General features: G+C 65.8%; 22 protein-coding genes. 13 read left to right on the top strand and 9 right to left on the bottom strand.

Annotated features, from left to right (window positions below; translation table 11 throughout):
• Positions 1-162 precede the first annotated feature (162 nt).
• The gene (locus VLI63_RS09660) at positions 163-2,475 is read left to right on the top strand and encodes a polyribonucleotide nucleotidyltransferase (RefSeq protein ID WP_409156659.1); all 2,313 of its coding nucleotides are present in this window, start codon (positions 163-165) and stop codon (positions 2,473-2,475) included.
• Between the two features lie 132 nt (positions 2,476-2,607).
• Here the strand turns inward: VLI63_RS09660 and VLI63_RS09655 are convergent, their stop codons facing one another.
• Complete coding sequence (locus VLI63_RS09655) at positions 2,608-3,570, bottom strand: NAD-dependent epimerase/dehydratase family protein (protein WP_409156658.1); 963 nt, start codon at positions 3,568-3,570, stop codon at positions 2,608-2,610.
• 333 nt (positions 3,571-3,903) lie between these two features.
• Positions 3,904-4,407, bottom strand: coding sequence for a YbhB/YbcL family Raf kinase inhibitor-like protein (locus VLI63_RS09650; RefSeq protein WP_409156657.1), 504 nt, complete (start codon positions 4,405-4,407; stop codon positions 3,904-3,906).
• 530 nt (positions 4,408-4,937) lie between these two features.
• Between VLI63_RS09650 and VLI63_RS09645 the strand changes: the two genes are divergently transcribed.
• Complete coding sequence (locus VLI63_RS09645) at positions 4,938-5,867, top strand: aldo/keto reductase (protein ID WP_409156656.1); 930 nt, start codon at positions 4,938-4,940, stop codon at positions 5,865-5,867.
• A 116-nt stretch (positions 5,868-5,983) separates the two neighbouring features.
• Here VLI63_RS09645 and VLI63_RS09640 read toward each other — a convergent pair whose 3' ends face one another.
• Entirely contained in the window at positions 5,984-6,610 is a 627-nt protein-coding gene (locus VLI63_RS09640) for a TetR/AcrR family transcriptional regulator (protein ID WP_409156655.1), read from the bottom strand.
• Between the two features lie 307 nt (positions 6,611-6,917).
• Between VLI63_RS09640 and VLI63_RS09635 the strand changes: the two genes are divergently transcribed.
• Positions 6,918-8,273: a M16 family metallopeptidase gene (locus tag VLI63_RS09635; RefSeq protein WP_409156654.1), complete on the top strand. Its 1,356-nt coding sequence runs from the start codon at positions 6,918-6,920 to the stop codon at positions 8,271-8,273.
• Positions 8,274-8,312: 39 nt separating this feature from the next.
• Entirely contained in the window at positions 8,313-8,915 is a 603-nt protein-coding gene (locus VLI63_RS09630; RefSeq protein WP_185203492.1) for a histidine phosphatase family protein, read from the top strand.
• A gap of 65 nt (positions 8,916-8,980) precedes the next feature.
• Here VLI63_RS09630 and VLI63_RS09625 read toward each other — a convergent pair whose 3' ends face one another.
• Complete coding sequence (locus VLI63_RS09625) at positions 8,981-9,799, bottom strand: hypothetical protein (RefSeq protein WP_409156653.1); 819 nt, start codon at positions 9,797-9,799, stop codon at positions 8,981-8,983.
• 106 nt (positions 9,800-9,905) lie between these two features.
• Entirely contained in the window at positions 9,906-10,382 is a 477-nt protein-coding gene (locus VLI63_RS09620; protein ID WP_409156652.1) for a GNAT family N-acetyltransferase, read from the bottom strand.
• Positions 10,383-10,421: 39 nt separating this feature from the next.
• On the opposite strand from VLI63_RS09620, the gene dapB reads away from it, so the two are divergent.
• Both dapB and VLI63_RS09610 read left to right on the top strand, forming a co-directional pair.
• Positions 10,422-11,201 carry a 4-hydroxy-tetrahydrodipicolinate reductase gene (gene dapB / locus VLI63_RS09615; RefSeq protein ID WP_409156651.1) on the top strand — a complete coding sequence of 260 codons (780 nt, stop codon included), beginning with the start codon at positions 10,422-10,424 and terminating at the stop codon, positions 11,199-11,201.
• Positions 11,198-11,641, top strand: coding sequence for a tetratricopeptide repeat protein (locus VLI63_RS09610; RefSeq protein WP_409156650.1), 444 nt, complete (start codon positions 11,198-11,200; stop codon positions 11,639-11,641). The genes dapB and VLI63_RS09610 overlap by 4 nt, the downstream gene beginning before the upstream one ends.
• An 18-nt stretch (positions 11,642-11,659) precedes the next feature.
• Here the strand turns inward: VLI63_RS09610 and VLI63_RS09605 are convergent, their stop codons facing one another.
• Genes VLI63_RS09605 through VLI63_RS09590 form a run of 4 tightly spaced genes read right to left on the bottom strand, consistent with a single transcriptional unit; the run spans position 11,660 to position 14,069 of the window.
• Positions 11,660-12,625, bottom strand: coding sequence for a TIGR01777 family oxidoreductase (locus tag VLI63_RS09605; RefSeq protein WP_409156649.1), 966 nt, complete (start codon positions 12,623-12,625; stop codon positions 11,660-11,662).
• Positions 12,625-13,050, bottom strand: a complete 426-nt coding sequence (locus VLI63_RS09600) for an OsmC family peroxiredoxin (protein ID WP_409156648.1) — start codon at positions 13,048-13,050, stop codon at positions 12,625-12,627. The genes VLI63_RS09605 and VLI63_RS09600 overlap by 1 nt, the downstream gene beginning before the upstream one ends.
• Before the next feature lie 9 nt (positions 13,051-13,059).
• Complete coding sequence (locus VLI63_RS09595; RefSeq protein ID WP_409156647.1) at positions 13,060-13,608, bottom strand: DUF4395 domain-containing protein; 549 nt, start codon at positions 13,606-13,608, stop codon at positions 13,060-13,062.
• 26 nt (positions 13,609-13,634) lie between these two features.
• Positions 13,635-14,069 carry a TlpA family protein disulfide reductase gene (locus tag VLI63_RS09590; RefSeq protein WP_409156646.1) on the bottom strand — a complete coding sequence of 145 codons (435 nt, stop codon included), beginning with the start codon at positions 14,067-14,069 and terminating at the stop codon, positions 13,635-13,637.
• Positions 14,070-14,786: 717 nt separating this feature from the next.
• On the opposite strand from VLI63_RS09590, the gene VLI63_RS09585 reads away from it, so the two are divergent.
• The 7 genes from VLI63_RS09585 to VLI63_RS09555 all read left to right on the top strand — a co-directional run bounded on the left by VLI63_RS09585 (position 14,787) and on the right by VLI63_RS09555 (position 21,318).
• The gene (locus tag VLI63_RS09585) at positions 14,787-15,263 is read left to right on the top strand and encodes an endonuclease domain-containing protein (RefSeq protein WP_409156645.1); all 477 of its coding nucleotides are present in this window, start codon (positions 14,787-14,789) and stop codon (positions 15,261-15,263) included.
• Entirely contained in the window at positions 15,264-15,419 is a 156-nt protein-coding gene (locus VLI63_RS09580) for a hypothetical protein (RefSeq protein WP_409156644.1), read from the top strand. It begins immediately after the preceding gene.
• Between the two features lie 3 nt (positions 15,420-15,422).
• Positions 15,423-16,400, top strand: coding sequence for a 4-hydroxy-tetrahydrodipicolinate synthase (gene dapA, locus VLI63_RS09575; protein WP_409156643.1), 978 nt, complete (start codon positions 15,423-15,425; stop codon positions 16,398-16,400).
• A gap of 54 nt (positions 16,401-16,454) precedes the next feature.
• Positions 16,455-18,131: a ribonuclease J gene (locus tag VLI63_RS09570; RefSeq protein WP_409156642.1), complete on the top strand. Its 1,677-nt coding sequence runs from the start codon at positions 16,455-16,457 to the stop codon at positions 18,129-18,131.
• 234 nt (positions 18,132-18,365) lie between these two features.
• Positions 18,366-19,373, top strand: a complete 1,008-nt coding sequence (locus tag VLI63_RS09565) for a hypothetical protein (RefSeq protein ID WP_409156641.1) — start codon at positions 18,366-18,368, stop codon at positions 19,371-19,373.
• Positions 19,370-20,095, top strand: coding sequence for an ABC transporter ATP-binding protein (locus VLI63_RS09560; RefSeq protein ID WP_409156640.1), 726 nt, complete (start codon positions 19,370-19,372; stop codon positions 20,093-20,095). Before VLI63_RS09565 ends, VLI63_RS09560 begins: the two co-directional genes overlap by 4 nt.
• On the top strand, positions 20,092-21,318 hold the full coding sequence (locus VLI63_RS09555; RefSeq protein ID WP_409156639.1) for an ABC transporter permease: 1,227 nt from the start codon (positions 20,092-20,094) through the stop codon (positions 21,316-21,318). The genes VLI63_RS09560 and VLI63_RS09555 overlap by 4 nt, the downstream gene beginning before the upstream one ends.
• The last annotated feature ends 52 nt before the right edge of the window (positions 21,319-21,370 follow it).

Here is a 21,370-nt window from a genome sequence, read left to right as displayed (position 1 = left end):
TACTGTTGGCCAGAGCTGTGTGTCGCTGTGGACTACCCGCAGACGACACCATCGCCAAAGCGCCGCAACTATGTCGTGCGCCCCTTTCTGCTGAGACTCCTGCTCCCCGATGAGTCGCGACCCACACGGGGTTACGACATAAAACAAAGGAGACACCCCCCTATGGAGGGTCCAGAAATCAAATTCGCCGAAACCGTCATCGATAATGGCAAGTTCGGCACGCGGACGGTCCGTTTCGAGACCGGTCGCCTCGCGCAGCAGGCACAGGGTGCCGTCGCCGCGTACCTCGATGAAGAAACCATGATCCTGTCCGCCACCTCGGCGGGCAAGCACCCCCGCGACGGCTTCGACTTCTTCCCGCTCACGGTGGATGTCGAAGAGCGTTCCTACGCTGCCGGCAAGATCCCCGGCTCGTTCTTCCGTCGTGAAGGACGTCCGTCGACCGAGGCCATCCTCGTCTGCCGCCTGATCGACCGCCCGCTGCGTCCGACCTTCGTCGAAGGCCTGCGCAACGAGGTCCAGATCGTGATCACCGTCCTCGCCATCGCGCCGGACGAGTTCTACGACGCCCTGGCGATCAACGCGGCCTCCGCGTCGACCCAGATCTCCGGCCTGCCGTTCTACGGACCGGTCGCGGGCATCCGCCTCGCCCTCATCCCCGGCTCGAATGGGGCAGACCAGTGGGTCGCCTTCCCCAAGTATTCGCAGCTCGAAGAGGCCGTCTTCGACCTCACCGTCGCCGGCCGTCTCACCACGGACAACGACGGTAACGAAGACGTCGCGATCATGATGGTCGAAGCCGAAGCCACAGAAGGCAGCTGGGACCTCATCAAGGGTGGAGCCATCAAGCCGGACGAGACCGTCGTGGCCCAGGGCCTCGAGGCATCGAAGCCCTTCCTCAAGCAGCTCATCAAGGCGCAGCTCGAGCTGGCCGCACAGGCTGCGAAGCCGATCGCGGACTACCCGGTCTTCCCGCCCTACGAGCAGGCCACCTACGACGCCGTCGCCGGATTCACCTACGACGAGCTCAAGGGCATCTACCAGATCGCCGACAAGGTCGAGCGGCAGAACGCGGATGACGCCCTCAAGGACCGCGCAAAGGGTCACGTCGACGGTCTCATCGAGTCCGGCAACCTTCCCGAGTCCGCTCGCGGCCAGGTCGGAGCCGCCTACAAGTCGGTCACCAAGAAGATCGTCCGCGGCCGCATCCTCACCGACGGTGTGCGCATCGACGGCCGTGGCCTCTCGGACATCCGTGCCCTTGACGCCGAGGTGCAGGTCATCCCGCGCGTTCACGGTTCGGCGATCTTCCAGCGCGGCGAGACCCAGATCCTGGGTGTCACCACGCTGAACATGCTCAAGATGGAGCAGCAGATCGACTCCCTCGCCCCGGTGAAGAAGAAGCGTTACCTGCACCACTACAACTTCCCGCCCTACTCGACCGGTGAGACCGGCCGCGTCGGGTCGCCGAAGCGTCGCGAGATCGGGCACGGCTTCCTCGCCGAGCGCGCCCTCGTGCCGGTGCTGCCGCCCCGCGAGGAGTTCCCCTACGCGATCCGCCAGGTCTCCGAGGCGCTGTCGTCCAACGGCTCCACCTCCATGGGCTCGGTCTGCGCCTCGACTCTGTCGCTGCTGAACGCCGGAGTGCCGCTGCGCGCACCGGTCGCCGGTATCGCGATGGGACTCGTCTCCGACGAGGTCGACGGCCAGACCCGCTACGCGGCTCTCACCGACATCCTCGGTGCGGAAGACGCTCTCGGCGACATGGACTTCAAGGTGGCCGGAACGAGCGAGTTCATCACCGCGATCCAGCTCGACACCAAGCTCGCCGGACTCCCGTCATCCGTGCTCGATGGCGCGCTGAAGCAGGCCAAGGAGGCTCGCACCGCGATCCTCTCCGTGCTGAACGCGGCGATCGACGCCCCGGACGAGATGGCCCCGACCGCGCCCCGCGTGATCTCGGTGCAGATCCCGATCGACAAGATCGGCGAGCTGATCGGCCCGAAGGGCAAGACGATCAACCAGATCCAGGATGACACCGGAGCCGACATCTCGATCGAGGATGACGGAACCGTCTACATCGGCGCTGTCGATGGTCCTTCCGCCGAGGCGGCTCGCGCGGCGGTCAACGCCATCGCGAACCCGCTGAACCCCGAGGTCGGCGAGCGGTTCCTCGGAACCGTCGTCAAGATCGCGACCTTCGGCGCCTTCGTGTCGCTCACCCCCGGCAAGGACGGACTGCTGCACATCAGCGAAGTCCGCAAGCTCGCCGGTGGAAAGCGCGTCGAGAACGTCGAAGACGTGCTCGCGGTCGGCCAGAAGATCCAGGTGGAGATCACCAAGATCGACGACCGCGGAAAGCTGTCGCTCGCTCCGGTCGAGGCTGACGAAGCCGAGGCCGCAGACACCCAGGGCAGCGATGCCGGCGCCGAAAACGTCGACACCTCGTCCGAGGGTGGATCGACCGAGGTCTAGCCCCTCGCTGGTCGAGTAGGCCGTCCGCGGCCGTATCGAGACCGAAGCCCGCCCCGACATCACTGTCGGGGCGGGCTTTTCTCGTCTGTGCTACTCGGACCGAGAGCTACTCCCCGCCTCAGGCAGCGACTGCTACCCAGCGAGCCCCAGAATCTCGATCTCTTCGTCCAGAGTGAGCCCAGCGCGTCGTGGGCGATCGAGCCCTCGAACCATTTCGTCATCCAGCACCCGGGAGATCGTCTCTCCGAGCGGACGGATGGCGCCACCGGCCGCCAAGAAGGCGGCGTTGCTGCGCGTGGCGAAGCCGGAGTCGGAGAGGGGCAGCCACAGGGGCAGGGACCGTGGTCCAGACCAGTACCGCACGTCCTGGGCGAGCAGTCGGGCATCATCGATGGTCGCGAATCGGCCGGTGAATCCCACGATATCTGTCGCCTCGGACAGGAACCCGGCCAGTGAATGGCTCTGGCCGACAGCGTTCACAGTGCCGACCACCCGGTTGTGACCGGCGGTCACGATCCAGGCGGCCAGATCGTCGACGTCGATTGCCTGCACGAAACGGCCCGTAGCGGCCGGAACGAGGGCTCGACCTCCGCGGCTCAGCCGGGCCATCCAGTACCCGAAGCGGTCGCTCGGGTCTCCGGGGCCCGCGATCAGTCCAGGCCGCACGATGAGCAGCTTCTCACACACCCGGGCCGTCGTGGCACGTTCCGCGGCGACCTTCGCATCGGCGTATTCGGTGAGGTCGGTGGGGTCGACCAGCTCGGCCATCTCATCCGCTCCGGGCTCGTCGTTGCGCCGATATACCGACACAGTCGATATCAGGGTCCAGTGCCGCGCACGGTGGGCGAGCGCGTGGAGTGCGGACTCGACGAGGTCCGGTTCATACGACAGTTCAATGACCTCGTCCCACTCCCCGTCGAGTCGGTCGTAGGCACCCGGGGCGCTCCGGTCGGCCCGGATGAACCGGACCCCTTCCGGCACAGCGCCGGATCTACCGCGGGCGAAGCAGGACACCTCAGCGCCACTCGAACTGGCTTTCCGAGCGATTTCTCGCCCGAGCCATGCCGTACCGCCCAACACCAGCACACGTCGCATGCTGACCAGTAAACAGCACCGGCACTGGGCTGGCGCCAGTGTTCGCCGAGGGCTGGGCCGCCCATTCTCTCGCCCTCACCATCCACTCGGGAGCCGATGCGGGCTGCAGCGGCGCCACGTCGCAACGATTCCCGAGTCGGTGAGGGTGTAGGTCTGAAACGCGTGCCCAGCCGCGGGGAACGCGCGCCCAGCCGACCTGCGTAACTCCTGCAGCATCGAGCCGCGACCGTCGGAAAAGCTCCCCAACGCTGGACCCGACCTGAAGTGCAGGAGTCACGCACGGGGATGACGGATTCCGAGACCGTCGAGGTGCGAGCTGCTGGACCTCCGGAGTCAGTCGGCGGGGGTCTCCGCCGTGCCCATCAGCTGCGCCCGGCCGACGATGTGGCCGCGCAGCATGAACCCCAGCACCGCGGGCGTCGCGCCGGCGGGGATGTCGAGGTGCTCGACATCCAGGGCGCTCACCGTGAAGAAATATCGGTGCTCACCGTCCCCGGGCGGGGGAGCGGCGCCGGTGAACTCCTCTGCGCCGAGTTCATTGGCCATCACGACGGCCTGCTGCGGCAGGGAGCCACCCGCGGCGAGTTCGGTGGTCGAGGCCGGGATGTCGCGCACGGCCCAGTGCCAGAATCCGCTCCCGGTGGGCGCGTCGGGGTCGTAGACGGTGAGCGCATAGCTCTTCGTGCTGTCGGGAGCGCCACTCCAGCGGAGGGATGGCGAGCGGTTGCCGCTGTCGCCTCGCACCCACTCGGGCAATCTGTCGCCCTCTGCGAAATCGGAGCTCTCGAGCACGAAGCTCGGCACCTCGGGCAGTCGCCAGTTGGGGTCGTTCGTCATTGTGGTGTCCTTTCCATTGGCGAAGGGCCGCCCGCCGATAGTGACGGCGGAGACGGCCCTTCTGTCGCCGGTTTGAGTCCTGGCGAGACTGTGTCGTCACCACCGTACGCTGTGGACGGAGGCTACTCAGGAGTGGTTGGCTCCTGCACGATTCGAATGTAGACATCGCACCTCGGTGCCACCAGTGGGCGACCCGAAAAACAGATGTCCATCGAGTGAATTCACAGGCGGGCACATCCGGTCTCGAGCAGGTAACAATTCGGCCGACGCGGGCCAGATTTAACACCGTCGACCTTGATTTGTCACCATCGACATCTATTGTCGAGATCACGGGGGCGTCGTTCGAATCCGCGCGCGGTGCTCCTGCGTCCGATGTCGCGAACGTGAGGCGAGAGAGAGTTCAAGGGATGGTCATGGTGCAGCTATTGCCGCCCGACTCGGTCCCGTCAGTCCCGGCCACATCGTCACCGATAACATCGGCACCGGCCACATCGGCACCGGCCACATCGGCAGATCTCCCGACACTCGAGGTGTCCCTGCCGATCCGGCGGCCGCTGGGGCAGTCCGCACTGAGAGTCTTCCCGCTCGCGATCGGCGGCAACGTCTTCGGGTGGACCGCTGACGGCGGCGCCACCAACGACATCCTCGATACCTATTTCGATCACGGCGGCAACTTCATCGACACTGCCGATTCCTATGCTGCCGGGCGAAGCGAGATCATGATCGGCAACTGGATGCGTGATCGCCGACTTCGTTCGGGCATCGTCGTCGCGACGAAGGTCGGCAAGAGCGCGGACAATCCGGGTGTCACAGCGAAGGCGATCAGCCGATCGGTCAATGCGTCACTCGAGCGACTTCAGACCGACTACATCGACCTGCTCTATCTGCATGTCGACGACGCGGAGGTGCCGTTCGAAGAGACGCTCCTCGCGGTGGACGACCTGATCCGGGCGGGCAAAGTGCGCCACTTCGGCGCGTCCGACCACTCGAGCAACCGTCTGGTCGAAGCGCGGGTGATCGCCGCGCAGCTCGGAGTCGCTCCGATGCTCGCGGTGCAGAACCACTACAACCTGATGCACCGCACAGGTTTCGAGGGCGACCTCGCGCGCGTCGCGTCCCAGCAACGCCTCGCGGTCATGCCCCGGTTCGCTCTCGCGAGCGGATTCCTCACCGGCAAGTACCGCACCAAGGCCGATCTCGGCAAGAACAACCGCGGCACCGAGCTGGCCAATCATCTCTCCAAGCGCGGTCAACGGGTGCTCGCGGTGCTCGACCAGGTCGCGCGGGAGCAATCGTCCAGCGTGGCGACCATCGCTCTCGCGTGGTTGCTTTCGAAGCCCGGCATCGTCGCCCCGGTGGCGAGCGCGAGCCATCCGGAACAGGTGCTCGAGCTCGTGGCTGCCGCGAAGGTGCAGCTCGGCCGACACCAGGTCGCTGCACTCGACAGGGTCTCCGCCTGACCCGTTTGCGCTCGAGAGGTTCGCACCTGGCAAACCTTCACCGATCAAATCTGCACGCGACAGATCCGCGCCTGATCACACTCAGACTGATCGAGCGCCGGGGCGACCGGCCGTGACTAAGCCGTGGTGCGTTCGAGAACGCGGTTGACGACCCGCACGTAGGCGGTCGTCGCGGCGATGGGGTCTCCCGCGTAGCCGCCGGTCATCACGCCGTCGCGAGCGAGAACGAGTTCGTCTCCACCGTCACCGGGCAGCGGATGTCCCAGCTGCTTGAGCAGGTCGCTGAGCGTCTCTGCGTACCACTCACGGTGATCGGAGACGATCACGCGAACGGCGTGACGTGAGTCGGTGAACTCCGTCGCCGCGTTGATGAAGGCGCACCCGCGAAAACCGGGGGAGATGACATCGGCGACGGTCAGGTCGATGAGGGCACGAAGAGCCGACTGCGGATCACCCTTCTCGCGGATGAGCTCCTCCACCTGCTCCTGAGCCAGGCTGTGTCGCTGGGTGATGTACTCCACGATGAGCCGGTCTTTCGACCCGTAATGCTTGTAGAAGGTGGCCTTCGTCACGCCGGATTCGCTGATCAGACGGTCGATTCCCACACTGCGGATGCCGTCGTCGTAGAAGAGCCGGTTGGCCGTCTCGAGGATGCGGCGTTTCGCCGGGGCCACCGAGGCGTGGTGTGTGCCGGAGCCCCAGGGGGCACGCTGGCCGATCGGATGCGTATCAACAATCGGCACAGCGTGGCTCCCTTGGGCTAGTCGGCTAGGTGTCCTCGAAGCCGTTCGGCAGCTAACCGGACGTTGGGGGGATGTCCGGTGTTGTTGCCCCGCAAATTTCGGGTTTGCGGTTCTTTAGTAAATACGGTCACTCTGCTCGGGTGCAGGGTATCGAGAAACCTTCGGGTGGTTTGCTCGACGTCAAAACAGTAACACGGAGTTGAGGACAGACAACTCTGTTTGTCCTCTTTATTCCGCTCGTTCTATCCCCCAATACGGGGGTCAGTCCTTCAGCTTGAGCGCGGTGTGGTGACGTAGGCTCGGTTCAATGACCGGTGCTGTCCCGCTTCCCCTCGACCTCGCTGAACTCAGCATCGATTCCTCGGGAGACTCGCTCGTGCGACGCAGCGTGCTGCCGAGCGGCGTGCGTATTCTCACCGAGCACGTCCCCGGAGCCCGCAGCGCCACCGTCGGTTACTGGGTCGCGGTGGGTTCCCGGGACGAGCTGCCACAGACCTTCGGCAGCACCCACTTTCTGGAGCACCTGCTCTTCAAGGGCACTGCGGCGCGCTCCGCACTCGACATCGCGGTGAGCTTCGACGCGGTCGGTGGCGAACACAACGCCATGACCGCGAAGGAGTACACCTGTTACTACGCGAAAGTGCAGGACCGGGACCTGCCGATGGCCGTCGAGGTGCTGTCGGACATGGTCACCTCTTCTCTCATCGATGCAGAGGAGTTCGAAACCGAACGCGACGTGATCCTCGAAGAACTCGCCATGGCCGACGACGATCCCTCGGATGTCACGAGTGAGCGATTCTTCGAGGCTGTGCTGGGAGACCATCCGCTCGGCCGTCCCATCGGGGGGAGCCCGGAGACGATCCGTGCGGCCACCCGAGACTCGGTGTGGAACCACTACCGAGCGAACTACCGCGCTCGCGACCTCGTGATCACCGTCGCCGGGGCCGTCGACCACGATGAACTCGTCACCAGCGTGCAGCGTGCCCTGACCGCGGCTGGCTGGCACCTGGAGACCGAAGAGGCGCCGGTGCCGCGCAGGGACGCCACTCTCGGCGTCATCCAGCGTGGAAGCCCCCTGGTGGTCGTGCAGCGACCGATCGAGCAGGCGAACATCCTCATGGGAGTCTCCGGCATCCCGGCCTCCGATGACCGCAGATCCACCATGGCCGTTCTCAATTCGATTCTCGGTGGCGGCATGTCGTCGCGACTGTTCCAGGAGATCCGCGAGAAGCGCGGCCTGGCCTATTCCGTCTACTCCTTCTCACCCAGCTATTCGGATGCCGGAGTCTTCGGCCTCTACGCCGGCTGTTCTCCGGCAAAGGCCGGACAGGTCGCCGAGCTTCTTCTCGGCGAGTTCCGTCGCCTCGGCACCGGCGGCGTCACCGACGACGAGATGCGCCGCGCCGTCGGCCAGCTGAGCGGAGCATCCGCTCTGGCGCTCGAAGACTCCGACACCCGGATGTCACGTCTCGGCCGCTCGGAGATCACCCTGGGCGAATACGCGGATCTCGACGAATCACTTCGTCGACTCGCGCTCGTGACCCCCGACGACGTGCGAGAGCTCGCGGTCGAGCTTGCTGCGAGGCCGCTGTCCATCGCCGCGGTCGGCTCCGTCGAGGCCTCTGTGTTCGATGGCATCGTCGACCAGCCCCAATCCGACTGACCTCAGCTTCATCCCTTTCGACCGGTAAGAGGAACAACGATGTCCCACTTCATCTATCTCGTGCGCCATGGCGAGCAGCAGGACGCCGAACACGGCATGCCCGATGGCCCGCTGTCCGGCCGCGGAATCCGCCAGGCCAAACTCCTCGCCGACCGGCTGAGCGGTGTGCCATTCACCGGCGCCTGGCATTCACCCCTGCAGCGCGCGGAAGAGACCGCCACCATCATGACGGCCAGTATGCCGAGCCTCGACTCCAAGCCGTCAGCCCTGCTCTTCGACTGCATTCCCTCCGGGCCGACTCCCGACATGCCCCACGCCTTCGACTCCTTCTTCGGCTCGGTGACCCGCGACCAGATCGACGCCGGCGAGGCACAGATGGCGGATGCCGTCAGCGAATGGCTCACTCCGGCGAGGGAGGATCGCCACGACCTCCTCATCACCCACAACTTCGTCATCGCCTGGTTCGTGCGCGAGGTGTTCGACGCGCCGGCCTGGCGCTGGATGGGACTCAACCAGGCCAACTGCGGACTCACCATCATCCGGGTGCGTTCCGCCAAGCCGCCCGTGCTGATCACGCACAACGACCTCGGTCACCTGCCGGCGGAGTTGCGCACCGGCTTGCCAGAGGGGCAGCCCTTCTAGAGCACCTTCCGATACCGGTTCGTGGCGTTGGGATTCTCGTTGTAGGGCGGGATGTCGCTGCAGAATCACTGAATGATCTGCGCCGCCTCCACCAACCGGGTCTCGATCCGCGACAACGTCTCTCGAAGATTCGTCGCCTGCTCCTCGGGCCCCGCCCTCCTCAACCGACGAACTTCCTCGTGGTCGATCGACCTGACGAGTAGAGCAATACTCGCCAACTCGCGCGCGGCGTCAGGGTTGGTGATTATTCGTGTGCGGAGGTCCGGGAACGCGTCGAACGCGCGACGGGCAAACTCTGTCACGCGCTCGCGTTCCGTTACCTCGAAAGGTCGGCGGTGAATCTCCCACCTGAGCACGTCGAGTGTCCGGGCCTCGTGACAGTACCGACCCATTTCGGTGTGCTGCGCGATGATCGTGGAAGGAGTCGACTCCTCCGGCCACATTTCGACCAGATACTGTTCGAATACGGTCTCCTCCCCGTGAGCGCAGTCCATGTCGGAGATCGCGAACCGAACTCGGTACCATCGGTCGGTCTCGACGGGCAATGCGGCCTCGTCGCCCCGCGCCTCCCATCCCGTCACACGGACTTCACCCGAGGCAAAGAGCGATACCTCCACAACGTCACGCCAACTCTCGTCAAGACTGGCAGGCCGCGCGGAATGGATCCGCACAGCGACGGGAAGCTGTCCACTATGGCGAGCAGAAGTGAGGAGAAGCGACTGTGGACCAAAAAAATAGGCGATGGAGGTCCCCAGTTCTGTGTCGTACAGCCCGAGGTTCGCTGCTCCTCCCGGTTCGGTCGATGACGGATCGTCGACCTGGAGATAGAACTGCGAGTAGTCCGCATCGACGGAACAGGTCAGATCGATAGTCGAGTAATCCACACTGTCATCCTCTCAAGACGAGGCTGCCTTCGCATCACGCATTCGCGGCTCGCCGACGAACGCGATCGTCAGGAATTTCTGCCTAAAGCTCTGGGGTGGGGCTTTCCTAGAGCACCTTCCGATACCAGTTCGTGGCGTTGGGATTCTCGTTGTAGGGCGGGATGTCGCTGTAGCCGCTCGACCGGTAGAGGCCTCCGGCCGCCGCAAGGCTCGCGTTGGTGTCCAGGACGAGCTCCGTGGCACCGAAGGCACGTGCTCTCGACTCGAGTTCGGCGAGTAGTGCCCGACCGAGACCCCGACCTCGGGCATTCGGGCGCAGGTAGAGGTGTTTCACCTCGTAGCGGAGTCCGTCGACGCCCACGGACTCGAGCAGCCTGATTCCGCCGCATCCGAGCGGAGAATCGCTCTCATCGAGTGCGATGAGGAACACTCCCCGCGGTTCGATGAAGTCCTCGGTCACCGGGAAGGTGGTGCGATAAAGGCCCTGGGTGGCGGGGAATCCGGCGGCTCGGCCGGCGAAGTATTCGGTCAGCAGTTCGTGGGCGGCCGGCTCGTCGACCCGCGATTCTCTCCAGCGCAGCATCCGACCAGCCTATGGGGGCGGGCTTGGTAGATTTGAGCCATGACAAAAACCGTCGCCATCGCCGGCGCGACCGGGCGCATGGGGCAGCTCATCACGCGCCTGATCGGCGACTCCGCAGACTTCGAGCTCGTCGCCAGTCTCGATTCGCGCTCCGCTCTCGACGATATGCTCGTGGCCGATCTGGTGGTGGATGTCACGGTGCCGGCCGTCAGCCAGGGCATCGTGGATTTCGCGGTCGGACACGGCAAGAGCGTGCTGGTCGGAACGAGCGGCTGGTCGGCGACCCGGATCGTCTCGCTCGAGAATCGCCTCATCGCCGAGGGGACCGGCGCCGCGGTCATCATCATTCCCAACTTCTCCATCGGATCAGTGCTCGCCACATCGTTCGCGGCGATGGCAGCCCGCTTCTACGACTCGATCGAGATCATCGAGTCGCACCACGCCACAAAGGTGGACTCCCCCTCCGGCACCGCTGTGCGCACCGCTGAGCTGATCGGAAACGCCCGTTCCGCCCTCGGGCCGGTGATCGCTCCGCATGCCGACCAGCGCGCCAGAGGCCAGCAGGTGTCGAGCGTGCCGATCCATTCACTGCGGATGCAGGGCATCGTGGCGAAACAGGACGTGATCTTCGGCGGCACGGGGGAGACCCTGACCCTGAGCCACGAGACGCTCGACCCGAGCTCGTACGAGTCGGGCATCATGCTCGCCCTTCGCGCCCTCGGATCCGCTACCGGTGTCGTCGTGGGACTCGACCGCCTCATCAACCTCGGTTCCGCCGATCCGGAGCCGCCGGCGGGCATCCCGAGCGATCTCGAATGAAGGGTCGAATCGCGGCGATCGTGATGTCCGCACTCCTGGTGCTCTACCTGGTCTTGGTACTTCAGCTCGCGATCCGCCTCATCGCCGTCGACAACGGCATCTCGAAGACCTTGGGGATCGCACTGCTGGTGCTTCCGCTGATCGGCGCCTGGGGCCTCGTGGCCGAGATCCTGTTCGGCGTCCGCACCCAGCGCCTGGTGCGCGAACTGGATGCGGCGGGCGAGCTGCCCGTCGACTCCCTGCCCAAACGCACCAGCGGTCGACCGGAGCGTGCCGCCGCGGACGCCGAGTTCCCCCGGTACAAGGCAGCTGTCGAAGCCGACCCCGGCAGTTGGAAGGCCTGGTTCCGGCTCGGGCTCTCCTACGACGCGAGCGGGGATCGCAGCCGTGCCCGCCGATCGCTCAGGCGCGCGATCGCCCTGGAGCGCTCGACCCGCTGATCGCCCGGGTTCTCGCCGCTAGGGCAGGAACGCGTCGATCGCCTGCTCGACGGTCTCGTCCCGAAACACGAAACCGTCAGCGATCAGCTTCGACGGCAGGATCTGCTGGCTGCTGAGCAGCAGCGCCGGTCCGGCATCCTGCAGCGCGAGATCGATCACCCAGGACGGCGCGACAAAGGGATACCAACGGTGCATCCGCTTCGCCACGTGGTGGGAGATGCGATCGGAGGTCGCCGGGGTGGGGCCGACGAGGTTTACCGGGCCGCTGAGTTTCGATGTGAGCAGGTAGCGGATGGCGGCCGCCTCGTCGTAGAGGCTGATCCAGGGCCAGATGTCGCCGCCGGTGCCGAGACGGGTACCGAGGCCGAGGCGCGTGAGCGCCATCACGGGCACCAGCGATCCGCCGTTGCCGATCACCACTCCGGTGCGGAAGGTCACCAAGCGGGTCTTCGCCGGCCGCAGCTGCGCGGCCTGTTCCCACGCCTCGACGACGTCGCCGAGGAATCCCGGCCCGCGCTTGGACTCTTCGGTGAGGCGCTCGCCCGGCCGGTCACCGTAGATTCCGACCGCAGATCCGCTGAGGAACACCTTCGGCGGGGTCGTCGCGCGCGCCATGGCCTCGACGAGCGTGCGGGTGGCCTGCACCCGAGAATCCAGAATCTGCTTCTTGTAACCGCGGGTCCAGGGCAGCCGACCGATGGATGCCCCGGAGAGGTTGATCACCGCGTCGACTCCGTCCATCACGCTCGCGTCGAGCATGTGGGCACTGGGAGCCCAGTTGATCTCCTGGGGGGACTTCGGCTGCCGGCGGACCAGCGAGAGCACCTCGTGCCCGTCATCCTGCAACTGCCGGGTGAGTTCGGCGCCGATGAATCCGCTCGCACCCGAGATGAGGATGCGCATGGGCTTGCGCACCGGGGCCCTTGGCGCTCTGGCCTTACGAGGGGAGGGGGCGGCGGCCGAGGGCAGGTCAGTTGTGGGCACTATGCGAGATTAGCTTCGAGTGTGATCGGGATGCCCGCCAACGCGCGCGAAACCGGGCAAGTCTCCTTCGCCCTGGCCGCGATCCGCGCGAAATCCTGTTCGCTGATGCCCGCCACCTTTGCGCTGACCAGCAGGTGACTTCCCGTTATCCCGGCGCCGGGATCGAAAGTGACCGCCGCGGTCACCTGGAGGCTCTGCGGCGGGGTGCCGAAACCGGCGAGCGCGTTGGCGAAGGCCATCGCGAAGCATGCCGAGTGTGCAGCGCCCAGCAGTTCCTCCGGATTGGTGTGGGCGGCCTCACCGTTGGCTCTGGCGGCCCAGGTCACGGGGAAGTCCGCCGCGGCCGATGAGTCGAGCCTCGTCCTGCCCGATCCGCTCGTCAGGTCACCGTTCCAGAGCGTCGTCGCCTCGCTGGTCACTGCCATGGCTTCAGACTACGCGCGGGGGTCGGCCTTTGGCCCAGTCAGCCCGACCCGAACGAGAAGCAGATAGAGCTGGCATCCGAAGCAGTAGTCGAATACCGAGTTGAGAAATGCCGCGATGAAGGCCGCCGCCGCGAAGATCACCAGCCCGAAGGGCACACCGGCGAGGTGCAGCACGACTCCGACCAAGGTCACGACGAGGCCGACCCCCTGCGAGAACGTCGGCGGCTTCGGGTCTTCGAGGTGGGTCGGTGCACCGAGCCGGGGGCGAACCAGGGCGCGGAACAGCCAGCCGTACGGGTGGCGGGAAACACCGGCGAAGGCGCCAAAGGCGAAGAGCGCGGTGATGATCGCGAAGAGGATGAACGCGGGTTGGCCGGCACGTTCGCCAACCGTCGCAGCGGGAACAGCGGACGAGGCGAGGGCGAGGGCGATCACCACGAGCAGGAGCACGGCGGTGATGCCCGCGCTGAAGCGCGGTCCGCGGGGATCGATGCCCGTGGTGCCGGGCTTCGCAACTAGTGCCTGCTTCGATGCGGAAAGTGGTTTCGTGGCGCTCATGGGCACCCTTTCGTTCGGGGTTTCGCTCAGGCGGCTTCGAGGATTCGGCCGAGTTCGGCGCGCACGTCCGCGATGCGGGGTGCGCCACCGATCCGCGCACGCACGGCGCCGTTCGCATCGAGGATGAAGGTGGTGGGGGACTGAAGCAGGTTGAAGCGGTCCGCGAGATCGGGACGCGTGGTGACATCGACATCCACGTGGGTGATGCCGGGCAGTTCGGCCGTCAGCGCACCGAGAAGCGAGTTGGTGGTGCGACATGGCGAACAGAACTCGGTGGAGAACTGCAGCAGCGTCGCTCCCGAGCCCGCCACGGCATCCGCCGAGAGTTCTGAGACGTGAATGCGCTCGTCGCTTCGGGTGACTGTACGGATGCGTCCGGTGGTCGAGCGCCAGACGAGGCCGATCACTGTGGAGGCCGCAACGAGGGCGACCAGAACGACGGCGATTCCGAGGGGGTTCATAGTGCGTTCCACGCTATCCGCGCGGCCTTCGCGATGCCGCTGTGTGACGCGGGGTTACACGGTTCTGTTCTGCGTCTCGCGTTGGTGGGAGCTGCGGCGGCCGGCCACGACGGCTGCGGTGGCCGGATACGGCGCCCAGAGCGGATCTCGGCGCTTTCCCTCGGCGTGTCTCATCCCTCAAACGGCGAGTCGCCCGTTTGGTCCGCTCTCAGCAGGAGATGTCGCCTCCTCCACAGCGCTCGACAGCCACATCGTCTCCACCGGGAGGACCGGAATTCCCCGCGTCGCCGGGACCGCGATCATCATCGGCTCATGTCATCGCTCGAATCTTCTCTCCGATCCCTCGGTGGCGTCGCCCACGTCCGGACCCTCGGCGAAATCGGAATACCGCATTCACAGGTCGAGCGCGCGGCTGCCATCGGGAGGGTCGTGCGAGTGCGGCCCGGCGTCTATGCCGCTCTCGACGCCCATACAGAACTAGTTCGAGCGGCCCGGGTCGGTGGTCGGCTCGCGGGAGCCTCGGCGGCGCGGGCGATGAGACTGTGGGTTCCGCCGGACCGCGGGCTCATAGTGGAAGTATCCCGGGGTGCAACTCACCTGCGGGATCCCGATGATCCCCATCGAGCGCTAGACCGAAATCGCGGGGACGTGCGGATCCTGTGGACCGGCGCGCCGCGGCCTTTGCGCCATTCAATCGGTGTCGCTTCGATCGCGGACATGATGAGGCAACTCGTCGACACCGAACCGGACGAATACGTCGTCGCGATCCTGGATTCGCTTCTGCGCCGCACAGAGACCTCACGTTTCGACCTCGAGGCCGCCGCGATCGGGCTGTCCGCAAGGGGACGTTCGCTGCTTTCGCTCGTCGACGATCGCGCAGATTCGGGGTCGGAGAGCGTGGTCAGGGTGCTTCTGGCTCAAGCGGGGTGCGCGGCGACTCCCCAGGTGCGCATCCCCTTCACGGATCTCGACCGGATAGATCTCCTTGTCGGCGATCGACTGGTCATCGAGTGCGACAGCGAGCAGCACCACGGCGGTCGCGAGCAACGTCTTCGGGACCTTCGGCGGGATGCCGCTCTCGCCTGCCTCGGATTCCTTGTGCTGAGGTTCGACTGGCGGCAGATCCTCTTCGAGCCAGCCTCCGTGGTCTCTGCTGTTCTCAGGTACGTCGAGCTCGGTTTGCATAGATTCTGAGTGGAATCGAACTGGCGGCGCGTCACTGCGGCCAAGGGCGGACTTCCCGGCGGCGCGCTGTGCCAGGCGGTCGACACGCCGTTCCTCGCGGCGAAGATCCGCCCTGGGCGACAGCAGTCCATCGCGAGCTGCACCCGCGAGCGCGATACCCTGTAACTCGTGTCCACGTCTCACAATCCCTTCGGCCAGGTGCTCGTCGCGCTGGTGACCCCTTTCACCGCAGAGGGCGAGGTCGACTGGGCGGGCGTGGAGAAGCACATCGACGATGTGATCAACGCCGGCGCCGACGGCATCGTCGTCACGGGCACCACAGGGGAGACATCCACTCTCACCGACCCGGAAAAGCTCAAGCTCGTCGAGGTGGGCAAATCAGTCGCGGCCGGCCGGGCGAAGATCATCACCGGCGGCGGATCCAACGAGACCGCCCACGCGATCGAGCTGTACAAGCACAGCGAGAAGGCCGGCGCCGACGCCGTCATGATCGTGACCCCGTACTACAACAAGCCGACTCAGGCCGGTGTCCTTACCCATTTCCGCATGATCGCGGATGCGACCGACCTGCCGGTGATCCTGTATGACATCCCCGGGCGCACGGGCATCCCGATCCGTTACGAAACGATCCTGCGCGCGGCGAAACATCCCAACATCAAGGCGATCAAGGATGCGAAGGGCGACTTCAGCGAGGTCAGCCGGGTGCTGAACCAGACCGACCTTCTCTACTTCTCCGGCGATGACGCCAACGTGCTTCCGCACCTTGCGATCGGCGCGACCGGTCTCATCGGGGTCACGGCGAATATCGCCGCCGCACCGTACCGGGTGATCGTGGATGCGGTGAACGCGGGCGACCTCGCCACCGCCACCGCAGCGCATCAGCAGCTCGAGCCCCTCGTGCGCGCAGTGATGACCCACGTGCCCGGCACCGTCGCCGCAAAATACATCCTGCACGGCCTCGGCCGCATCGACAGCCCGCGTGTGCGGCTGCCGCTCGTGGGCCCTGAGGACTTCGAGGCCGCCCAAATCGAAGACGAGATCGCTCTCGTCGGCGAGATCCCCGGGGTCGACCTCTCGAACTTCCGCCCGGACCGCAATGCGGCCGCAGGCGGAGCCTTGCCCAAAGTCGCCGGGACCACGCGATAACAGCCTGAAGAAGGGGGCTAAAGACCCCGAAGATCACCGAACAATTTGGATCCCATGAACTCACCGGTATACGAACCACGTCCTCTCGCACCCGCAACGCTGCGCGTCATCCCCATCGGCGGTCTCGGGGAGATCGGCCGCAACATGACCTCGTATGAGATCGACGGCAAGATCCTCATCGTCGACTGCGGTGTGCTCTTCCCAGAGGAGAACCAGCCGGGGGTCGACCTGATCCTGCCCGACTTCAGTCCCATCAGAGACCGGCTCGACGACGTACTCGGTGTCGTGCTCACGCACGGCCATGAGGACCACATCGGTGCGGTGCCCTACCTGCTCAAGCTGCGTCAGGACATCCCCCTCATCGGTTCGACGCTCACGCTCGCGCTGATCGAGGCGAAGCTCAAGGAACACCGCATCACCCCGTACACGCTCACCGTCGCGGAGGGTCAGTCCGAGAAGATCGGCCCGTTCGACCTAGAGTTCATCGCGGTGAACCACTCGATTCCGGATGCGCTCGCCGTGGCCATCAAGACCGCCGCCGGAGTCGTGCTCCACACGGGTGACTTCAAGATGGACCAGCTTCCCCTCGACGACCGCATCACCGACCTGCGCGCCTTCGCTCGCCTCGGTGAGATCGGCGTCGACCTTTTCCTCCCCGATTCCACCAACGCGGATGTCCCCGGCTTCACCGCCCCGGAGCGCGACATCGGGCCCGTGCTCGAGTCCGTCATCTCGAAGGCGCCGCGCCGCGTGATCGTGGCGAGCTTCTCCAGTCACGTCCATCGTGTGCAGCAGGTGCTGGACGCCGCCCACGCCAACGGCCGCCGTGTCGCGTTCATGGGTCGTTCGATGGTGCGCAACATGACCATCGCCGCCGACCTCGGCTACCTCAAGGTGCCGGCCGGCGTGCTCATCGACGCCAAGAAGGCCGCGGACCTTCCCGACAACAAGATCGTCTACATGTCGACCGGGTCGCAGGGCGAGCCGATGGCCGTTCTTGCGCGCATGGCCAACCTCGAACACCAGATCGAGGTGGGCAAGGGCGACACGATCATCCTCGCCTCGAGCCTCATCCCCGGCAACGAGAACGCCGTCTACCGCGTGATCAACGGCCTCACGAAGCTCGGCGCGAACGTCGTGCACAAGGGCAACGCCAAGGTGCACGTCTCCGGGCATGCCTCGGCCGGCGAGCTGCTCTACGTCTACAACATCCTGAAGCCCAAGAACGTGCTTCCGGTCCACGGCGAGTACCGCCACCTGGTCTCCAACCAGCAGCTGGCGATCGCCACGGGCATCCCCGAGGCGAATACGATCATCGGCGAGGACGGTATCGTGATCGACCTCAAGGACGGCGAGGCGACAGTCGTCGGCCAGCTGGACCTCGGCTTCGTGTACGTCGACGGATCCTCGGTGGGCGAGATCACGGATGCCGACCTCAAGGACCGCAGAATCCTGGCCGAGGAGGGCTTCGTCTCCATCTTCGTGGCGATCGACGCGCAGACCGGTCGGGTCATCGTCGGGCCGGAGATCCAGGCCCGCGGTTTCGCCGAGGACGAAGCGGTCTTCGACGCGGTGAAGCCGCTCATCGTCAAGGCGCTTTCGGATGCCGCCGCGAACGGCACGCGCGACACGCACGCCTTCAGCCAGGTGATCCGCCGCACGGTGGGCCGCTGGGTGAACTCGTCACACCGCCGTCGTCCGATGATCGTGCCCGTGGTGATCGAGGCCTGACTCCGCGCTGGTCGAGACCCGACACCGGGCGGGTCGAGGCCTAACGCCGTGCTGGTCGAGTAGCGAGCGCCAGCGAGCGTATCGAAACCCGACGCGAGGTCTCGACGCGGCCGCAGGCGGCCTACTCGACCAGCGCACCTCTGGCGGTCGAGACCTCATCCTCACGACTGATCTTTACTCACCCCACTTCCTCTAGGGTGATGGTGGAACTGTCGGTCGAACACTGGGGTTGCTGTGGGAATTGCGCGCAAATGGGTCTTCCCGATCATTCGGATCATCATCTTTCTCGCCATCGCGGCGGCCCTCGTGAAGATGGCGTTCTTCTCCGGGGCCATCACCGCGACGGATCCCACCGTGCCGACCGCCCAGATCGAAGAGCCGGTCGCCACCGTCGAGATCGGCACGATCACCAACGACGTCACTCTCAAGGCAACCGTGTCGGCGGATGCCGCGGTGCCGGTGAAGGCGACGTTGGCGGGTGAAGTGAAGAAGGTGCTCGTGGCGCCGGGCGAGGCCGTCGTCGCGGCGACTCCGATGCTCACTATCCGCTCAGAAGTGCCCTCCGCCGATGGCACAACGGTGGTGTTGAAGACCGTCACGGTCACGGCGGGCTCGGTCGGCATCCTCTCGTCGTTTCCGATGATCGTCGGCCAGGTGGTGGCCGTCGGAGACGTGATCGGGCAGGTGGCCCCGCCCACATTCAGCGTTGGCGGGTCACTCTCGCCCGAGCAGCAGTACCGGCTGCTCAACCGCCCGACGGAAGCCCAAGTGGCGATCACGGGGGGCCCGGCGCCGTTCACCTGTACCGGTCTCACGATCTCGTCGGCCCTCGCTGGGGCGACGGCCGACACCTCGACCGCCGACAGCGGCGCGGGCGCTGCGTCGACGGGCGGCACCACCATCCGTTGCGCCGTGCCCGCCGCAGTCACCGTCTTCAGCGGCCTCGCTGCCAAACTCACCATCTCGGGAGGCGTTGCGAAGGATGTGCTGGTGGTGCCGATCACGGCCGTCGAGGGCAGTGCCCAAAGCGGCGTGGTCTACACCCAGAAGACCGATGGCTCGACCGAGAAGCATCCGGTCAGCATCGGGTTGACCGACGGCACCAACGTCGAGATCACCGCGGGACTCGCCAAGGGCGACCTGATCCTGCAGTTCGTGCCCGGTGCCTCACAGTCCCCGGATTGCGCCGATCCTCGGTTCGCCGGTTCGCCGGAGTGCCAGGGCGTTGGAGTGGGCGGGTGAGCCTGCTTCGGCTCGACGAAGTAACACGTTCGGTGCAGCTTCCGGATGACGAGACGCTCGAGATCCTCAAGGGGGTCACCCTCGATGTGGCGGTCGGCGACCACGTGTCGATCGTTGGACGCAGCGGATCGGGCAAGTCGACACTGCTCAACCTGCTCGGGCTTCTCGACAGTCCCACGTCGGGGAGCATCTGGTTCGACGACCGGCTCACGAGCGAGCTGTCGGGCAACGCGCGCGACCGGGCTCGGGGGGCCGACATCGGCTTCATCTTCCAGCAGTTCAACCTGCTCGGCGGCCGCACTGCCCTCGAGAACGTGATGACGCCGATGCTCTACGCGAGCGGCAGGCAATTTTGGCGTCGACGCCAGATCGCGACCGAGATGCTCGAGAGAGTCGGGCTCGGTGCCCGTCTGAACTCGATGCCGGAGAAGCTCTCCGGCGGGGAGCAGCAGCGCGCGGCGATCGCCCGGGCGCTGATCCGGCGTCCGAGGCTGATCCTCGCCGACGAGCCGACCGGTGCCCTCGACATCGAGACGGGGGCGAGCGTCATGGGGTTGCTCGACGACGTGGCCGAGTCGTCCGGTGCCGCCCTGATCACCATTACCCACGACGTGAATGTCGCCGCCCTCGCCCGCCGGCACTATCGACTCGATAGCGGACTGCTGTCACCGATCGACGTGGCGAGGGTGCTCTCGCTCTCGGTGCCCGAGGTCACCCTGTGAGCGGGTCGAACCGCCAGTCACCCCTCGCCGCTCTGGTCGGATCGTTCTCCGAGGCGTGGGCGGAGGTGCGGATCCATCGCACCCGGGTGCTGCTCAGCCTCATCGGGGTCGCGGTCGCCGTGACGGCGATCACGTCCGTCGTCGGCCTTGGAGCGATTGTCGAACAGTCGCTTCAGGTGTCGAACGAGCGCAACGGCGGCCGCCCGGCCGCCCTCGGGATAGCGGCCTATTCGAACAGCGGTGCGGCCTTCGACGCGACAGAATTCGAGACGACGCTCGATTCGGCGATCGACCGTTACAAGATCCGATATCACACCGGTTCGCTGAACGGACAGCTCTCTGTGCAGTTCGTGGGCGGGGCATCGATCGTCAACACCATGGCGATCGACGTCGACTACGGCACCATGCACCGGGTGTCGGTGAAAAAAGGCAGTTGGTTCGTCGATGCGGATGTCGATCGCCTCGCACCGGGCCTCGTGGTTAATGGTCCATTCTGGGCGCTGATGGGGTCACCCGATCTCCGGACCCACCCGACGGTACGCCTGCTCGGAGCGCATCCGGTCACCGCGGTGGTCATCGGCGTGAATGCTGCGCAGGACGGTGACATGCCCGGCATGATGATGCTGACGGATGCCTTCCGTGCGGTCGCCAATCCGGCGGACTATGCCGGCCAGGTGCAGTTCGAAGCCTGGGTGCCTCCGTCGATGGCCAAGAAGCTGAGTTCGCGTCTCCGGTCGGAACTCTCCGCGTCAGTTCCCGCCGGGGTGGATGTGCAGGTGAATCGACAGGACTATGCCGCCTACGGTGACGATCCACTCGGTCCGATCAGAATCGCTGTCGGGGGAGTGGCCGGCCTCGTGCTGTTTCTCGGCGCACTCGGGCTGGTGAACATCTCCCTCGTGACCGTGCGCCAGAGGATCCGAGAGATCGGCATCCGTCGGAGTTTCGGCGCAACCGCTGGGCGAGTGTTCTTCGCGGTGATGATGGAGAGCGTGGTCGCGACCGCCGCCGCGGGTGTGGTCGGCGTGGGAGTGGCCGTCGCGATCGTGGAGAATCCCTGGGTACAGGAGAAGCTGTCACAGGGGCTCACCGAGCTTCCCTCCTTCCCGATCGGTGCCGCCCTGTTCGGGCTGGGGGCGGCGACGATCGTCGGCGCGCTCGCGGGTCTGCTGCCCGCGATCGCGGCCGTGCGCTTCAAAGTGATCGACGCCATCCGCTACTGACCGCTGCGAGGTCTCGACACGGCCGCGGGCGGCCTACTCGACCAGCACACCC

The sequence above is a fragment of the Lacisediminihabitans sp. H27-G8 genome (assembly GCF_046156175.1).
Lineage (GTDB): Bacteria > Actinomycetota > Actinomycetes > Actinomycetales > Microbacteriaceae > Lacisediminihabitans.
This window is presented reverse-complemented; position numbering and strand designations above follow the sequence as displayed.